The sequence below is a fragment of the Aquiflexum gelatinilyticum genome (assembly GCF_024741135.1).
GTDB lineage: Bacteria > Bacteroidota > Bacteroidia > Cytophagales > Cyclobacteriaceae > Cognataquiflexum > Cognataquiflexum gelatinilyticum.
Map to the genome: position 1 here is coordinate 43,777 of NZ_JANSUY010000011.1, position 16,239 is coordinate 60,015.

A 16,239-nucleotide genomic window follows, 5' to 3' on the forward strand; every position below is an offset into this window, starting at 1 on the left:
TTTCAAAACCCATTAATTGCTTGGAATTCAAAAGCAGTACCGAAAATTGCATTGACGATCAACAAATATCTAATGAAACTCAATATGAATACCATATTTGAGGTCTGGTGAAATTGTTTTTTTGAAGGAAAAAGCCTAAGAAACTACCTAATATACGGTTGATATAAAACGTCGCAATTTTCTTTAGATTATCAGATAAAGACCTGAATCAAAAATTGGTTAGAAAGGAAAAAAACAAAAGGGAAATACTGAAAAAAGTTTGCTTATTTATTCAAAAGTCAAGGCCTTTTGGATTTTTTATTTAAATATATTTTCCGCAATTTTGAAGCCCTTCAAAAAAGGGGAAGGTTTTCTCAAAACACTATCAGTAGTTTATTAAAAAATAAATGAGTTCAGAGGCAAATGCAGTTTGGAATGAATGCCTGCGTGTGATAGAACAACACGTCAATGAACAGAGTTTTTCTACTTGGTTTAAACCTATCAATCCCGTCAGATTAGAAGGAGGAACACTAACCATACAAGTCCCAAGTCAGTTTTTTTACGAATGGTTGGAAGACAACTATGTAAATGTCTTGAAACTTGCCATCAAATCCACTTTAGGCAATAATGGAAGGTTGGAATATGCTGTGGTCGTGGATAGAGGGAATTCCCAGAATCAACCTTACATGGTTAATTTTCCTCAGGGAAATTCCAATTCTCCGACAAAAAAACCTCCTTTACCAACAGAAAATAAGAGTCCTTTTGACATGCAGTCGCTTAATAGCGATACCTTGCTGCAATCAAACCTCAATCCGAATTATACTTTCAATACATACATAGAAGGTGATTGTAACCGATTGGCAAGGTCTGCGGGTTTTGCTGTAGCTACCAAACCAGGTGTTACATCATTCAATCCACTCATGGTATATGGTGGGGTTGGTTTGGGAAAAACCCACTTGGTGCAGGCCATCGGCAACGAAATCAAAAACGGACCAGAAGAAAAATTTGTCTTATATGTTTCTTCAGAAAAATTCGTGAACCAGTTTATGGATTCCATCAAAGATGGGAACGTAAAAAGCTTCACCAATTTTTATATGCAGGTAGATGTGCTGATTATTGATGATATCCAGTTTTTGGCCGGAAAAGACAGGACACAGGAGATGTTTTTCCATATTTTCAACCACCTCCACCAAAACAAAAAGCAGATCATCATGACTTCTGATTGTCCCCCAAAGGATTTGAAGGGTTTGGAAGAAAGACTGCTTTCCAGATTCAAATGGGGATTGACAGCAGATCTGCAGATGCCTGATTTTGAAACCAGGGTGGCTATTATCAAAAGGAAAATGCAATCTGAGGGAATCTATATTCCTGATGACGTGATAGAATACCTTGCTTATACTGTGGATACCAATGTAAGAGAACTTGAGGGTGTAATGATTTCACTATTGGCCCATGCCTCTCTCAACAGGGTGGAAATCGACCTTGCCTTGGCAAAAACAATTATGAAAAATATCGTCAAAGATATTGAAACAGAAGTCGGGATAGATTTTATCCAAAAGACCGTTTCTGATTACTTTGATATCAAAATCGACGACCTCAAAGCAAAAACCCGAAAAAAGGAAATAGTTACAGCCCGTCAGGTGGCCATGTATTTTGCAAAAGAATTTACCAATCATTCCCTGAAATCCATCGGATATCATTTTGGCGGACGTGACCACAGTACTGTCATTCATGCCGTTCAGACTGTGAACGATTTGATGGAAACAGATACGGCTTTTAGAAATTCGGTCAATGATCTGAAGAAAAAGTTTAAGATGAGGTCGTATTGATTTTTTACTTGTAAAAAAATTTGATCAACAATCAGGTTTTGATTTTCTAATTTCAGGGAATTCTGACCAATCCTTTAACTTCCTCCTTTGTAAATCTAAGTTCTGTTGAACCCATCACATATGGACCTATTTCGTATGGATTATAGTATAAAATGAATTCTTCGTCCTCAAACCCCATCGAGGCTGGAAGAAAAAAATCCTTATCATTTTCAAGAAAAAACCTGTTATCCTCAGATAATCCGCTAAGCTCGTCCACATTATGGTATTTTTTGAATTTGGATTCCGCCAATTTCAAAAGATTGGCCTTATCCAAAACCAAATCTTCATTTTTCAGGGGTGAATTCTTATCCAAACCAAAGTTCAGATACAGGCGGTAGGTATTGGGATGAGCACCACCTGTATATGAAAAAGTATCGAATGCAATGCAGATCATTTTTTGGCTTTGAAGGGCAACCTTCGCATCTACAGTGATTTCCCATTCCTGAGGAGAATCAAATTCATTTTTAAATTCCAAATATGAATGGAAAAATGAAGAAACCGCCGAATCCAAGGGTACGATTTCTTGGCTTTCCCCAATATTCAAAAACATAACCATTTGTTGTTCAACATGAACATTCAGAAAATCAGAAGACTCTCCTGCTCCTTCAAAATAAGGATATGCCAGCCTGATTCGGGCACATTCACTTCCAAGACAAGAATCTTTTTCAAAGACTTTTGATTCGAATCTTAAGGAATCAACCTCTTTTTTACCTATTTGACAGGAAGAGAAAAAGAAACTTAAATAAAGGAACAACCCTACTCCTGAATATTTTACCTTTTGGAAATTCATCATTCTATATCCTTAATTTGACCGGTAAAAATATCGACCAATTCCTTTGCTTTGGCCATCACTGATAGCTTACCCAACCGAATTTCAGGCAGGATTTGATCCATTCGGTTTTTGATTTTTTCGTTTTGGAAAAAGCGCTGCTCAAACAAATACCGAATATTTTCATGGAGCCAGCTTATCCTTTGTCTGGACCTGTTATCCTCCCAATATCCGTTTACAAGCATTTTTTGTTTATAAGTTACCACCATTTCCCAAATTTCCTCCAGGCCTGTTTGGTAAATTGAAGAGCAGGTTTTTACCGGAGGGATCCACCCGTTTTCTTTGGCAGGAAAAAGATGCAAGGCATTGGCATATTCTCTTCGGGCATTTTTTGCAGCTTCCTGATTAGATCCGTCAGCCTTATTGATGACCATGGCGTCAGAGATTTCAATGATGCCTTTTTTGATTCCCTGCAATTCATCTCCTGCACCTGCCAACATCAGCAATAAGAAAAAATCAACCATTCCTTTCACTGCAATTTCTGATTGACCGACCCCAACAGTTTCGATCAATATCACATCAAATCCGGCAGCTTCACAAAGCAACATTCCCTCTCTCGTCCTTGCACTTACTCCTCCCAAAGTACTTCCGGCAGGAGAAGGGCGGATGTAAGCCCTCTTGTCAGAGGCAAGGTTTTCCATCCTTGTCTTGTCACCCAAAATACTGCCATGCGATTGTTGGCTGCTAGGATCTACAGCTAGCACGGCAACTTTGTGGCCCTTCTCTACCAGTATTTTTCCGAAGCTTTCGATAAAGGTGCTCTTTCCAACACCCGGCACACCGGTCACACCAATCCTGATAGATTTTCCCGAATAGGGCAAAATCCCCTCCATTACTTTTTCCGCAATCAATTGGTCTGAAGGCAATGAACTTTCAACCAAAGTAATCGCCCGGCTGAGAATCATCCTGTCTCCATCAAGGACACCCTTGACATATTCGGTTAGGGAAAGTCGGTTTTTGGTCAAAATAGGTGGATTAATAAGATTTGAACACTTAAAGTTAAGGGAATTATTTGAAAGGATATTTTACAAAACTGACTTGGCCCATAGCAGTCTTTTCATAATATGCTATGCAATTTGGCGCAAAAATCCGGTCAAAGTACGGGGATTCGGGGAAAAGTTCTGCAGGAATTTTGTCAAGGTCTTTGAAGAAAAAGACTTTGGTATTTCCGTATTTGGTATGGGGCATATAATTGCCGTACTTTTCCATTTCTTCCCATAAAGAATCCGGAGAATGTACAGCAAAAATCCTGATGATAGGACCTGTATTGTTTTCATTCCTGTAAAAAGCCACTTCGGAAAATTCACCTTGTAAGTCGCCGATCCCAGGCTGTGAAAGACTGTCAACCATAATCCAAACAACCAAGACAGCTACTGCAAGCAATAATCCATAAAATAACTTTCGCGAGGCCATATTTAGCGGTTTTTAGATATTAAGCTTTAATTTAGAGGAAAAATTTCAAGATGGCATTTGAATACATCAAGGCATTACATATCATTTTTGTAACTACGTGGTTTGCAGGCCTGTTTTATATTGTCAGGCTTTTTATCTATCAGACTGAGGCTCTGGAAAAACCGGAGGAAGAAAGGCGGATCCTTGCTCCACAATTGAACCTGATGGCAAACAGGCTTTGGTATATCATCACCTGGCCTTCGGCAATCCTGACTCTGATTTTTGGATTTTGGGTTTTTTATTTCCGATGGGGATATATCCAATCAGGTTTTATGCAGGCCAAACTTGGCTTCGTTTTGGTGCTATATATTTACCATTTCATTTGCCATAAGATTTACAAAGATTTACAGGAAGGCAAAACAAAATGGTCCTCCACACAATTAAGGATGTGGAATGAAGTGGCAACGGTTTTGTTGTTTGCTATAGTTTTCCTGATCGTGCTCAAAAGTCTCATCAGCATAGTTTGGGGAATAGGAGGTTTGCTTATATTGAGCATTACCATGATGCTTGGGATCAAATGGTACAAAAAAGTCCGCGAAAAAAACCAGTCCAAAAATTAAAATTCAAGAATTATGAATACGTCATCTATAAATAAAATTTTTCTCATCTGCTTCGGTTTGCTTCTTTGGAACTGTTCACCAAAAACTACTTCAGAAACCAATCTTCCTTTACCGATTCTTGGCAACAGGCATGTCCAAGAGTTTGAGATGGAAGGAAAGATTGTTCAGGATACAGTTTACCATAAAATTGCGGATTTCTCTTTTACCAATCAGGAAGGCAAGGAAATTAATAACCTCTCAGTAGAAGGAAAAGTGTATGTCGCGGACTTTTTCTTCACCAGCTGTCCCACGATTTGTCCAATAATGAAAACCCAAATGCTGCGGGTTTATGAAAGATTCAAAGACCAACCTGATTTTCTTATCCTGAGTCATACCTTAGATCCAACGCACGATACTCCTGAATTATTAAAGGATTTTGCCGCCAAAATCGGAGTAGAGGATGATAAAACATGGCATTTTCTGACCGGCGATCAAGAGAAAATTTTTGAAATCGGACAGACAAGTTATATGACTACTGCAATGGCTGATCAAAACGAACTTGGGGGATATCTTCATTCAGGGGCATTTATTTTGGTGGATCAAAAAGGCCATATCAGGGGTGTCTATGACGGGACCAAGGAAGATCAGGTAGACAGACTGATGAATGACATTCCAAAATTGATTCAGAAATAAAAATGAAAAACGCATTCCTAGTCATTGTCTTTGCTTTCATATCTCTAAACTCCTGCAAGCCAAAATCTTCCAATCCTGAAAATACCCTTGCGTCTATTTCTGATACCAAAGTGCTCCAATATGCGATTGAAGGAAAAGCCCTATATGAAGCCAACTGCGCCAATTGCCACCAAAAAAACGGTACCGGATTGGGAAAACTTATTCCTCCAATTTACCAATCAGATTATTTTTTAGAAGACATCCCAAGAACGGCAAAAATCATCAAACACGGTCAAAATGGTGAAATTATGGTAAATGGGATCTTGTACAATCAGGAAATGCCTGCAAACCCAAAGCTTACCAATATTGAAATCGCCCATATCATGACCTACTTATACAATATATGGGGAAGCGAGGCAGGGGTTATAAATGCGCAAATGGTAGAAGATTACTTAAAAAACTGATCAATTAATTATACCCCAATTCTTTATTTGCTGCTGCAATAGAAGATTTGATATGGTCATTGACTTCCTGCACTTTGATTTTTTGGTCAAGAAGATATACTTCAACTTCTTCTTGAGTCAATTCTTCATAGGAAGATTTGAACTGTCTCATCCATACAAACATTTCCTCAAAAGAATCGTCAAGGTCAGCAGCAATTGAATTGAGTCTTCCTATTTCCTCCGGAGTTCCGGATCCGTCGGCAGCAAGGTCATTTGACTTTTGGATGATTTCTTTTTTAAGTTTTTTTAATTCATCCATTTTGGGCATTACCTCATCATGAATGGCAATGACTTCCTTCTTCAGCTTTTCGTTGGATTCTTTTTTATCCGGTGTGCAAGCTGATAGAAAGAAAAACATCGCTATCAAAAATCTTAGATAATTTGGGCTCATAAGTTTAAATTTCGAGCAAAGAAAATATAATTTAATTATAAAAAGAAATTAATTTTAATTTATTTCTATTTTTTATAATTTTTCAAATTTTTTATATGTTTATTCCACTTAATTAAATCTTCGTCAGATATTGTTAATTCTAAGCTATAATATAATGCCATCTAGGCAAATGAAAATATTCAAAGAGACATCATCAACCTGATTTTATCCGTCAGGAATTTGTATTTTTGGTCAAATCCTTGAAGGCCATCAGGACTTGAATTTACCTATACAAATTTCTCGATTTTATGAAACAGTTTTGTTTTTCGAATGACCGTATTATTGACTCTAAAAATGCATCTATCCACCCAATGGATATTGGATTGATCAGGGGATATGGGATTTTTGATTTTTTTAGAACTTCTGGTTATACACCTCTTTTTCTGACAGACTATCTGGACAGATTTATCAGATCAGCGGAAAAAACCCATCTGAAGCTCGACTTTTCCAAAGAAGAACTTGCACAGATAATCCATGATTTGATTCAAAAAAATGATTTGGAACAAGGGGGAATCAGGATGCTACTCACAGGCGGGGTCTCTGACAATCATTTTTCACCGACAGAAGGATCGCTTTTCATTTTTTGTGAGGACTTGGATTTTCCTGCTCCTTACAAATATGAGAACGGCGTCAAATTGCTTGCTGCAGACCATGTCCGGGCGATTGCAGATGTCAAGACCACCAATTATGCATTTCCGGTTTGGCACAGCGCAGATTGGAAAAAGGCAGGTGCGGAAGATGTGATTTACCATCACAACGGATTTATTTCGGAAAGCTCCCGTTCAAATATTTTCGTGATAAAAAATGACAAAATCGCCACTCCTGACCAAAACATATTGCACGGAATCACCAGAAAAAGAGTGTTGGAACTAAATAAGAAAATCGAAATCAGGCCCATCAGTTTTGATGAACTGATTGATGCTGACGAAGTTTTCATGACTGCTACGACTAAAAAAATCCTACCGGTCACCATGATTGATGATCTAAAAATCAAAGATGGGAAACCAGGTCCAAAGACGATTGAACTCATGGCAGCATTTTCGGCTATGGAAAAAAAGAATGCCTTGGTTTAAATTCTGAGCAAAAACTTAAAAAAAAATGTCAGAGGATATCTCTGACATTTTTTTTGGTTTCTAACCTTTTTAGTTTGCAAGCAACTCCGCTTCTTTGAGAATATACATCAACTTTTCTGGGTCTTTGTCATTTAAAGTGAGTTTGCCTCTTACCTTCACTCTTTTTGAAGTGTATTTTATGGGTGATTTCAACATCACTTCCATAACTGTTTCAGGACCACCGGATCCACAAAAAAAACATTCAGCCAATGGCAAAGAAGACAAAATGATATGTTCGGGTTTAAACATTCCTTCAAAAGGTATGATGTATCCATCTGCTTCGACGACCTTGCCTTCCATACTTTTAATACTTGGACCAAATACAGGAATATATAACTCCCCGAATTCATCCTGACCAATTTTATATGTCACTTGGGCCAAATCTTTCCAGACAGTCGTACTCTGCCCATAAGTGAGGCTAGTGACAATAACAAGCATCAATATGAATAGTGTTCTTTTCAATATCATGGTAATTTTCTATTTAATTATTTTGGTGGCAATTATCTGAATTACAAATCTATGATTTGGTCAGTTGTTTGGCAATATCTGTTTGATAAGCGTTCCAAGCAGGGATAAGAGAGGCAAGAATTCCTACAATTACAGCATAGCCAAGTATCCATAGCTCTTCTTTAAGGAAAACCGCGGCACTTAATGTGCTGATTGCTCCCTGATCATTTTGCATAACGAGAATAACCAAGAAAAGGTGCCCTATTGCTATGCCGACCACCGCTCCAAGGATGGTCAAAATCACTCCTTCCAAAACTATATGAAGAAAAAGTTGCCAACTAGAAGCACCCAAGGTACGCATCACAGCAAGGTCATACTTCCTTTCTTTCAATGAATTGAACAAAGCAATAAATATTCCTAAGCCGGCTATGACTATGATTACAATCGCCAATCCCTGAATAAGTTTCACCCCAATGCCCAATAACTCAAACAATCTGGAAATCTCGAATGATGGTGAGGCAGCCTGAAGGGCGCTTTTACTGTTGATAAATCTTGGCAACTGAACTGCGGCAATCGGATTTCGATATTGGATCAGAAGTGAGGTGACTTCCCTATCCTGATCTGTTGGAGGAAAACCTTTTTTGGCAACCGGTGCTTCATGCGTGGCATGGTCATGCTCCTCGTCATGGGTATACCACACAGATTCGATACTGGTAAGGATGAGTTTATCCAAAACATTTCCCATGGGAGCTAAAACCCCCGTAATCATATAAGGATGTGCATCATGCTCATGGCTGCTGCTGCCGATTCCGTGCGAACCTATAAAAGTATCCCCTGTCTTCAATCCGATTTTTTCAGCAACCTCGTTCCCTAATACTACTTCGAAAGGCTTTTCCCAAGCCTTCCCCTGAGAAAATTTTGCTGAATACAGGTCTAAATAATCATGGTTCGTTCCGACGATTCTATATCCCTGATAATTATCTCCAAGTCCAAGAGGAATGATATTTTTTACCAATCTGTTTTTGGAAAGTGCCATCGCGTCTTTCAGATCAATATTGCCTGTCGGAAAATCGATATGGTATACACTCGAAAGGATCAACTGAAGCGGGCTTCCTTTTGCACCGACGACAAGGTCAATTCCTTCCGCATCTTTGGTCATTTTGTTTTCGAACTGGTCTTGGATCAAAATCAAAACCGTGATTATCGCCAATCCCAAAGCCAATAACAGGATATTCAAACCTGTACTCAGCGGTTTGGCGATGAGGTATTTCCAACTCAATTTGATCATATTCATAATTGGCCTCCTATGATTATTTGGTTGGGAATATGGTCCTTGACACGCTGGTCATGGGTAACGATGATCAAAGCAGCTTCATATTTTTTTGCCTGTTCCTGTAGTAACCTAACCACAGCAGCGGCATTTTGATCATCTAGACTGGCTGTGGGTTCATCAGCAAGGATCAGCTTCGGTTTGTTGACCAAAGCTCGGGCAATAGATACACGCTGTGCCTCTCCTTCGCTCAGGGTGTTTATTTTTGCTTTTCTTTTATCCCAAATTCCAAGTTCCTTGAGCAAGGGTGCTATCAAATGGGTGTTTTCCTTAGCAAAAAAATTAGCTAGCTGAAGGTTTTCTTCCACCGTCAGAGGTGCAAGGATATGGGGTTTTTGAAATATTATCCCAATGTTCTTCCCTCTGAATTTATCAAATTGAGAACCTTTTAATGTATATATATCAGTACCGCCTATTTCTACTTTTCCAGACTTTGGCTTGAGCAGCCCTGCTATGATATTGAGAATGGTAGTCTTTCCGCTACCGGATTTACCAAGAATCAACATTTGTTCTCCTGAATCAAGATTGATATCAGGAATCTGAAATTTTTGCTTTGGATCGTAATAAAACTCGATGTTATTCGCTCTTAAAATCATTATTCCTGGATGGGTATACTGATGTTGAAGGTCGTTCCTTTTCCTTGTGCACTTTCAAATGTGATGTCTCCGTTCAATACTTCGATACTTTTCTTCACAATGGACAGACCAAGACCGGAGCCTTCGATTATCCCTACATTTTTTGCTCTGAAAAATCGATCATAAAGCTGATCATGCTCTTTTTCAGGTATTCCTATTCCTTTGTCCTTGACAGTAGCTTTAAGGCTTCCGTTTTCCAGCCAAACTGTAAAATCAACTTCCTGACCGTCTTTCGAATATTTTACAGCGTTGGAAAGCAAGTTTTCAAAGATCTGATATAATAAGTCAGAATCGGAGAAGATTGTTTTTGGAAGATTTTCAAGCTTCACATTGATTTTAACATCATGCTCAGAACCTGCTTTGACGACATCCAATATTTCATTGAAAAGTGCCGCAACAAACATTTTCTTAGGTCTGAAGTCGATCTTATTTGCATCGGCCTTCCCAAAGAAAAGGACAGAGGTCAACAGACTGTTGAGGCTCCTTACTGAGTTCTCGATCTTGGTGGCGTGCTTTTGGATTTTTGCTTTAAATGGATGTTCTCTTTCTGCATACTGCTGTAGCAATTGGGCAGAACTCAGAATTGAAGTAAGGGGGGTTTTGAATCCATGGGAAACGTTCAATACGATTCGGGACTTGAGTTCACCGATTTCCCTTTCTTTCTCCAAAGCCCGGGTCAATTCTTTATTGGCTTCGGCAAGGTCTTTGGTACGTTGTCGGACTTTTTCTTCCAACTCATTGTTGAGCTTTTGAAGTTCCTTTTCTTTCCTGTCCTTAAATATGGCCAATTCAATCACCATATTCAGTTCTCGGATATTGAAAGGCTTGATGACATAAGCACTCGGGTTGGTTCCGACTACTTTGGTAAGCGTCTCGGCATCAGAACTTGCACTGAGGTACACAACAGGAATATCATATTTTTCATTGATGATCTCGGTGGTCTTGATTCCATCCAACTCCCCTGCGAGGTTGATGTCCATCATGACAATGTCTGCCTGATTGTGTTCGAGGATTTCGAGGGCCTTTTCACCGGAATCCGAAATACCGATGATCTCGTGGTTGTTTTTTTCCAGTGCTTTTTTTAGCAATAGCGCTGAAACGTGGTCATCCTCTGTGATTAATATCCGAAGTGGAAACATGTGTGCTGTTAAATGAGCATGCAAATTACAAGTTTATATCATTTCCAAAAATCATTTTTTACCTAAAGGGAGTATTACCACAACCTTTGTCCCGTGTTCTTTGACACTTTTGATGGCAATACTTCCCCCTAAGATATCAACGAGATTTTTGGTAATCGCAAGTCCCAACCCGGTTCCTTCATATATCCTACTGTTTCCTTTACTTTCCTGCTCAAAGGGATTGAACAAAATCTTCTGAAAATCCTCGCTCATACCGATTCCCTGATCGGTAACAGTGAGCTCAATCTTATCTTCAATCCCCTTTAATCTCACAGTAATCATGCCTTTTTCAGAATATTTGATGGCATTACCTACCAGGTTATTGATAATCATCTCAAAGTATCTTTGGTCTATCAAGCCCTTCAAAGGTTGGGTTTCATATTTCACTGATAAAAGTAGCCCCTTTCTCACAGCAAGACCTTTCAAGGGCAAAAGTATTGTAGCCAATAAATCGTTGATATTGGAATCTTTGTAGAGGACTTCCAGTTTTTTTGCTTCAATCCGAGAAAGGTCGAGGATACTGTTAATGGTACTCAATAACCTTTCGCCCGATTCTTGAATGATTTCAAGTTGGGAAATCAAATTAGAATCATTTTGACGCTGCAGGATGATATTTTCGGTACTACCCAAAATACCATTGAGCGGAGTTCTGATCTCGTGGCTGATATTGGACAGGAAGTTGGATTTGAGCTTATTTGCCTCCTCGGCTTTTTCTTTAGCGATTTGGAGTCCCTTTTCATATGCCTTTTTTTCGGTAATGTCCCTGAATATTGTCAAAATCAAAGGATCACCTGCGAAATCAGACTTTAATCTCGCTACATAAAGTTCAATTTCTTTGGAACCACCCTTCAAGGGCATTTTGACCTCTAAAGTAATACCCTTGCCCTCTTCCCTACTAATACCTTCTTGGATGATGCTTTTTTTACTCTTATAATATTCAGGATCAGAAAAGATATCTGATAAATAACCCTCCTCAAGAACTTCTTCCGGTAAAGAAACCAGTTTGGAAAGACTTGGATTGACAGCAATTATTTTTCCTTCATCAGTGGAAAGCAATAATCCATCTTTTGAACTGTTCCATACATTTCTAAATTGGTCTTCAGTATTAAAAACCTCCTTTGTTTTTTCAGCAATGGTTTTTTTCAGCAATCCCTGCTTTCTGAATGAATTGAGTAAAGTATTGAAAAGAAAGCCGATTAGGAGAAAAACAAATAGTATCAGAACCACAAACCAAGCCTGAAGATAAACAGGCTTTAAAATTCTGAATTCCTCCGAAACCTCCACCTGAGAAAAAAAATCACCGTCAATCCCTGCCTGCAGCAACAGCCTATACTTTCCGGAGGGTAGGTTATTAAATATCAAAAAATTATCCCTTGGATTTGTTATTTCTATCCAATCATCCTGAATCCCTTCAAGTTTGTATCTTATGACAAGATTGTTTGGCTGAAGAAATGTAACTGCTCTGAAGGTGATTTCAATGTTGTTGTTGCCAAAAGGAATATTATTCAGGTCAATATTTCTACTATCTGATCCGATAACATTGATGGAAACAATCTTTACCAAAGGAGTAGTGACGCTTTCAGCATTTTCTTCCGGTATAAATAAAGAAAGCCCTTTGCTTGTACCAATCCAAACCCGCTTATTGTCTCCTTCTATGAGTGCTCCTCTATTTGCTTCCAAACCTGAGAGCCCACTTATTTCAGTATAATGATTAGACTTTCCATCCTTGATCCGAAAAACACCTTTATCAGTACCTACCCACAAAAAACCATCTGAATCTTTAAGTAAAGCATAAACCGGCCTGGTAATGATACCATCGTCTACATGAAAATAATCAAGTTTACCATTACAATAGTGTTTGAGGCCATTCTCAGTAGCAAGAATCAGGCAGCCATTTTCCTCTTCAAGAAAATCAAACCCGACAGCGGATACGAAGTTTTCTTTTTCTTTCAATCCTTCAGAGAAAGTTGTATTACTCCCCTGCATGAAAATTACCCTTCCATCTTTCAGTTTTCCAGTCTTCCTGATAAAAATCTGAGATTGATCAAGTTTCTTCAAAACTTCCTTGGTGATATTCCTTTTGAAAAGACTGGATTTTCTATCTGTGATGGAAGAAATATACAGATTCTCCCTTGCTGCAATATAAAGGCTGTCCCCTACAACCCTGACTGAGGTAACAAATGCTTGATCCGGACTCTGTTCAAATTCTATTTTTGAAGTCTTTGGATCGAATCTACCCAACCCTTTTAAGTTGGATGATATCCAAACAATACCATTTTTGTCCCTATCAAAATTTGTTATCCTGAACTTTGGGTGACCGACCAATCTTTGGTCTCCATAAATTGTCTGGACTTTTTCATTCCCCTTCCAAATTTGCAACCCATTATTGTACCCCATCAAATACTTGGCAGAATCTAATTTGATAATCGCGGTGACCTCATCATCCAACAATGTTTTTGAACTGTAGTTGATAAACCTCAGGGAATTGATATTGGCCAAACCACGATTGGAAGCTATCCATTTTATCCCTTCTCTGTCAACAAGAAAACTATAAATAAAATAGGCTTTGAGAATGTTATAAGAGTCAATTTCAAGGCTTTTGTCAAGAATAGGATCATACTTGTAAAGCTGTGAATTATAGTTATAATAGACCCTTCCTTTGTAAACCTGAAGATGACTGAAATCCACTACGCTAAATATGTCCCTTTCAAAATTTTGTCTCAATATTGTCTCCGGAGAATCGAAGGACTTGCCAAATGCCAAAAAATCCAGCCCAAGAAAATAATATCCATTTCTTACCTCGTCATAGGCTATGTGCTGAACCAAGGCAGGTAAGTTCTCCCCTTTAAAAGAAAATGGCAGCAATCGACCTCCCTGAAAAATAAAAGACTTGTATCTGAATAAAATTAGTAACCCCTCTTTTGTCAAAAGATCTGATTTATACAACCCTGAAACACTAAAATCAAAATCCTGAGAATTCCATATTTTGTCATTTTCACCCTTTGAAAACAACTTTTTATCTGTAAATAACAGGTATACCCATCCTTCCTCAGTTTTTTTTGGAAGGAAAAGTAAATGGTTTTGGGTATCGGTATCAGAAAGGTTTTCATTGAAATCAAACTCCTCCCACAATCCATTTTTATAAAAAAAAGCTTTTGGTTTATTAACCAGGTTACTAATCCAAATCCTATCTTCTTCATCTTTAAATATCCTGACTTCAAAACTCAGCTGATCCTGAATTTCAACCGGAATCGGATAAGTAAAAAAACCATCAGAATAAAAAACTCCCAACGAAGTATTAAACCAAATTAGACCTTCATTGTCTTGGATCACCTGATAGATGATATCAGATGGTAAATCGACACCTTTGATCTGATTGTTGAATTGGAAGGTTTGGGAAATCCCCATTTTCGTAATCAAAACAAAGAAAATAAAGAGCAGCGCTTTTTTCATAGGGGTCACGTACGCCGTCTAAATTAGAAAAAGATACGGATAGTGTAAATTAATTGGATATTGTTTCCTTTTTCTTTTTGTGGTCGGGCTGAATCGTCTATTTTTGTGCAAACTATAAAAATCGAATCATGAGTGTTTTAGTCAATAAAGATTCCAAAATTATTGTGCAGGGCTTTACCGGCTCGGAAGGTTCTTTTCACGCACAGCAAATGATCGAATACGGAACCAACGTAGTTGGCGGAGTCACTCCAGGAAAAGGCGGCACAAGCCACTTGGAAAGACCGGTTTTTAACTCGGTGGAAGAAGCTGTCCAAAAGACAGGAGCAAATACCTCCATCATTTTTGTACCACCGGCATTCGCTGCTGACGCCATCATGGAAGCTGCTGACGCAGGCATCAAAGTAATCATCACCATCACCGAGGGGATTCCTGTGGCAGACATGATGCGAGCCAAACCATATATCAAGGAAAGAGGTGCGACGCTTATAGGACCTAACTGTCCGGGTGTCATCACTCCGGGAGAAGCCAAAGTCGGCATCATGCCGGGCTTTGTATTCAAAAAAGGAAGAATTGGGATTGTATCCAAATCGGGAACTTTGACCTACGAGGCTGCGGATCAAATCGCCAAAGCAGGCCTCGGTGTATCCACGGCCATCGGTATCGGAGGAGATCCGATCATCGGAACTTCTACTAAAGATGCTGTACAACTGTTAATGGAAGACCCTGAGACTGATGCCATCGTGATGATAGGAGAAATCGGCGGAAATTACGAAGCCGATGCTGCAAGATGGATTAGAGAAAACGGAAATAAAAAGCCTGTTGTAGGATTTATTGCTGGTCAGACTGCGCCTCCGGGTCGTAGAATGGGGCACGCAGGTGCCATCATCGGTGGTGCTGACGATACTGCAATAGCCAAAATGCGCATTATGGCTGAAAACGGAATACATGTTGCTGAATCTCCTGCTGAAATCGGCGCTGTGATGGCGAAGGTTTTGGGAGTTACAGCATAATCAATACATTGATCTTGAAACCTAATATTTATTGATATTGGATATTTGGATATTAAAAAAAACCGTTCTGATTGATTTCAGAGCGGTTTTTTTGCTTTCAATTTTAATTGGAAACTGATCCAAAAAACTTATCGCGAATTGGTTATTCTTCAACGATATCCAAATGATGTTTTTTCTCGAACTGATCTCTTTTCGTTTGAAATCTTTCAATTTCTGAATTGACCATATCTAAAGATTCATTATAACGGGAAAACAATTCCCCTATGTTTTTTTCCATTTCGCCAAAATTAAACTGCATGGCATCTACCTGAAGTTGAGAGGCCTTTTCTACCATGGCGATTTGACTGTTTTTGAGATCTTCCATCAACATCAAAGCCCTATCCATTTTTACTAATTTCTCTCTGTTATCCATTTTATTTGATTTTTTCAATAAATCATACAATAACCATTCCTAAGTCATATTTTAAATGGTTTTTGTTTTAATTGAGACTTAAGATTTGAGACAGGAGACAGGAGACTTTGGGAGCATCTTATGGTAAAAGTCTACCTGAATTAAGACTTAGATAAAAAAGTAAGGTAGATATTAAATACAAGTGCCTCTGATAAAACTTGCCATTTGGCCAAATTTCAATTTTGCGGTGGACGAACCAACTTTATAACCTTAAAACTTTATCAATTTTTAAATTTATCAATCTTAAAACTCTTTTTTTCCAATTTTTAGGTTAAAATGCCAATGATTTAATAGTAGCATTAATCGGGTCAAAAAACCAAAGTATCTTCAAATGGTTTTCCTACAAACCAG

16 protein-coding genes are annotated in these 16,239 nt (G+C 38.5%); 6 read left to right on the plus strand and 10 right to left on the minus strand.

The window, feature by feature from the left end; all coding sequences use genetic code 11:
- The first annotated feature begins 386 nt into the window (after nt 1–386).
- Nucleotides 387–1,808, plus strand: a complete 1,422-nt coding sequence (gene dnaA, locus NU887_RS12845; protein WP_258423786.1) for a chromosomal replication initiator protein DnaA — start codon at nt 387–389, stop codon at nt 1,806–1,808.
- Nucleotides 1,809–1,860: 52 nt separating this feature from the next.
- Here dnaA and NU887_RS12850 read toward each other — a convergent pair whose 3' ends face one another.
- The 3 genes from NU887_RS12850 to NU887_RS12860 are packed head-to-tail and all read right to left on the minus strand — an operon-like array spanning nt 1,861 to nt 4,089.
- Nucleotides 1,861–2,640, minus strand: a complete 780-nt coding sequence (locus tag NU887_RS12850) for a DUF3298 and DUF4163 domain-containing protein (protein WP_258423787.1) — start codon at nt 2,638–2,640, stop codon at nt 1,861–1,863.
- Nucleotides 2,637–3,641, minus strand: coding sequence for a methylmalonyl Co-A mutase-associated GTPase MeaB (meaB, locus tag NU887_RS12855; protein ID WP_275982374.1), 1,005 nt, complete (start codon nt 3,639–3,641; stop codon nt 2,637–2,639). Before meaB ends, NU887_RS12850 begins: the two co-directional genes overlap by 4 nt.
- Before the next feature lie 43 nt (nt 3,642–3,684).
- Nucleotides 3,685–4,089: a hypothetical protein gene (locus tag NU887_RS12860; RefSeq protein ID WP_258423788.1), complete on the minus strand. Its 405-nt coding sequence runs from the start codon at nt 4,087–4,089 to the stop codon at nt 3,685–3,687.
- A 50-nt stretch (nt 4,090–4,139) separates the two neighbouring features.
- On the opposite strand from NU887_RS12860, the gene NU887_RS12865 reads away from it, so the two are divergent.
- The 3 genes from NU887_RS12865 to NU887_RS12875 are packed head-to-tail and all read left to right on the plus strand — an operon-like array spanning nt 4,140 to nt 5,803.
- The gene (locus tag NU887_RS12865; protein WP_258423789.1) at nt 4,140–4,688 is read left to right on the plus strand and encodes a CopD family protein; all 549 of its coding nucleotides are present in this window, start codon (nt 4,140–4,142) and stop codon (nt 4,686–4,688) included.
- A gap of 12 nt (nt 4,689–4,700) precedes the next feature.
- Entirely contained in the window at nt 4,701–5,360 is a 660-nt protein-coding gene (locus NU887_RS12870; protein ID WP_258423790.1) for an SCO family protein, read from the plus strand.
- A 2-nt stretch (nt 5,361–5,362) separates the two neighbouring features.
- Nucleotides 5,363–5,803: a c-type cytochrome gene (locus NU887_RS12875; protein WP_258423791.1), complete on the plus strand. Its 441-nt coding sequence runs from the start codon at nt 5,363–5,365 to the stop codon at nt 5,801–5,803.
- 4 nt (nt 5,804–5,807) lie between these two features.
- Here the strand turns inward: NU887_RS12875 and NU887_RS12880 are convergent, their stop codons facing one another.
- Nucleotides 5,808–6,233, minus strand: coding sequence for a hypothetical protein (locus tag NU887_RS12880; RefSeq protein WP_258423792.1), 426 nt, complete (start codon nt 6,231–6,233; stop codon nt 5,808–5,810).
- A 287-nt stretch (nt 6,234–6,520) separates the two neighbouring features.
- Here NU887_RS12880 and NU887_RS12885 point away from each other — a divergent pair, with 287 nt between their 5' ends.
- On the plus strand, nt 6,521–7,345 hold the full coding sequence (locus tag NU887_RS12885; protein WP_258423793.1) for an aminotransferase class IV: 825 nt from the start codon (nt 6,521–6,523) through the stop codon (nt 7,343–7,345).
- 69 nt (nt 7,346–7,414) lie between these two features.
- Here the strand turns inward: NU887_RS12885 and NU887_RS12890 are convergent, their stop codons facing one another.
- Genes NU887_RS12890 through NU887_RS12910 form a run of 5 tightly spaced genes read right to left on the minus strand, consistent with a single transcriptional unit; the run spans nt 7,415 to nt 14,427 of the window.
- Nucleotides 7,415–7,852 (minus strand): hypothetical protein, encoded by a 438-nt coding sequence (locus NU887_RS12890; RefSeq protein WP_258423794.1) that lies wholly within the window; start codon nt 7,850–7,852, stop codon nt 7,415–7,417.
- A gap of 49 nt (nt 7,853–7,901) precedes the next feature.
- Nucleotides 7,902–9,125: an ABC transporter permease gene (locus tag NU887_RS12895; protein WP_258423795.1), complete on the minus strand. Its 1,224-nt coding sequence runs from the start codon at nt 9,123–9,125 to the stop codon at nt 7,902–7,904.
- On the minus strand, nt 9,122–9,757 hold the full coding sequence (locus NU887_RS12900; RefSeq protein ID WP_258423796.1) for an ABC transporter ATP-binding protein: 636 nt from the start codon (nt 9,755–9,757) through the stop codon (nt 9,122–9,124). Before NU887_RS12900 ends, NU887_RS12895 begins: the two co-directional genes overlap by 4 nt.
- Nucleotides 9,757–10,935 carry a hybrid sensor histidine kinase/response regulator gene (locus tag NU887_RS12905; protein WP_258423882.1) on the minus strand — a complete coding sequence of 393 codons (1,179 nt, stop codon included), beginning with the start codon at nt 10,933–10,935 and terminating at the stop codon, nt 9,757–9,759. The genes NU887_RS12900 and NU887_RS12905 overlap by 1 nt, the downstream gene beginning before the upstream one ends.
- 51 nt (nt 10,936–10,986) lie before the next feature.
- Complete coding sequence (locus NU887_RS12910) at nt 10,987–14,427, minus strand: sensor histidine kinase (RefSeq protein WP_258423797.1); 3,441 nt, start codon at nt 14,425–14,427, stop codon at nt 10,987–10,989.
- A gap of 128 nt (nt 14,428–14,555) precedes the next feature.
- Between NU887_RS12910 and sucD the strand changes: the two genes are divergently transcribed.
- Complete coding sequence (gene sucD, locus NU887_RS12915) at nt 14,556–15,437, plus strand: succinate--CoA ligase subunit alpha (protein ID WP_258423798.1); 882 nt, start codon at nt 14,556–14,558, stop codon at nt 15,435–15,437.
- 142 nt (nt 15,438–15,579) lie between these two features.
- On the opposite strand, the gene NU887_RS12920 is transcribed toward sucD, so the two are convergent.
- Nucleotides 15,580–15,849, minus strand: coding sequence for a hypothetical protein (locus NU887_RS12920; protein WP_258423799.1), 270 nt, complete (start codon nt 15,847–15,849; stop codon nt 15,580–15,582).
- Nucleotides 15,850–16,239: the final 390 nt, after the last annotated feature.

What these genes read in the sequence shown, in the direction of transcription:
- NU887_RS12895 (WP_258423795.1), bottom strand. Translation starts at nt 9,125, where the DNA reads ATGAATATGATCAAATTGAGTTGGAAATACCTCATCGCCAAACCGCTG.
- NU887_RS12905 (WP_258423882.1), bottom strand. Translation starts at nt 10,935, where the DNA reads ATGTTTCCACTTCGGATATTAATCACAGAGGATGACCACGTTTCAGCG.
- NU887_RS12900 (WP_258423796.1), bottom strand. Translation starts at nt 9,757, where the DNA reads ATGATTTTAAGAGCGAATAACATCGAGTTTTATTACGATCCAAAGCAA.
- NU887_RS12885 (WP_258423793.1), top strand. Translation starts at nt 6,521, where the DNA reads ATGAAACAGTTTTGTTTTTCGAATGACCGTATTATTGACTCTAAAAAT.
- NU887_RS12875 (WP_258423791.1), top strand. Translation starts at nt 5,363, where the DNA reads ATGAAAAACGCATTCCTAGTCATTGTCTTTGCTTTCATATCTCTAAAC.
- NU887_RS12920 (WP_258423799.1), bottom strand. Translation starts at nt 15,849, where the DNA reads ATGGATAACAGAGAGAAATTAGTAAAAATGGATAGGGCTTTGATGTTG.
- sucD (WP_258423798.1), top strand. Translation starts at nt 14,556, where the DNA reads ATGAGTGTTTTAGTCAATAAAGATTCCAAAATTATTGTGCAGGGCTTT.
- NU887_RS12910 (WP_258423797.1), bottom strand. Translation starts at nt 14,427, where the DNA reads ATGAAAAAAGCGCTGCTCTTTATTTTCTTTGTTTTGATTACGAAAATG.
- NU887_RS12850 (WP_258423787.1), bottom strand. Translation starts at nt 2,640, where the DNA reads ATGATGAATTTCCAAAAGGTAAAATATTCAGGAGTAGGGTTGTTCCTT.
- NU887_RS12870 (WP_258423790.1), top strand. Translation starts at nt 4,701, where the DNA reads ATGAATACGTCATCTATAAATAAAATTTTTCTCATCTGCTTCGGTTTG.
- NU887_RS12890 (WP_258423794.1), bottom strand. Translation starts at nt 7,852, where the DNA reads ATGATATTGAAAAGAACACTATTCATATTGATGCTTGTTATTGTCACT.
- NU887_RS12865 (WP_258423789.1), top strand. Translation starts at nt 4,140, where the DNA reads ATGGCATTTGAATACATCAAGGCATTACATATCATTTTTGTAACTACG.
- NU887_RS12880 (WP_258423792.1), bottom strand. Translation starts at nt 6,233, where the DNA reads ATGAGCCCAAATTATCTAAGATTTTTGATAGCGATGTTTTTCTTTCTA.
- dnaA (WP_258423786.1), top strand. Translation starts at nt 387, where the DNA reads ATGAGTTCAGAGGCAAATGCAGTTTGGAATGAATGCCTGCGTGTGATA.
- NU887_RS12860 (WP_258423788.1), bottom strand. Translation starts at nt 4,089, where the DNA reads ATGGCCTCGCGAAAGTTATTTTATGGATTATTGCTTGCAGTAGCTGTC.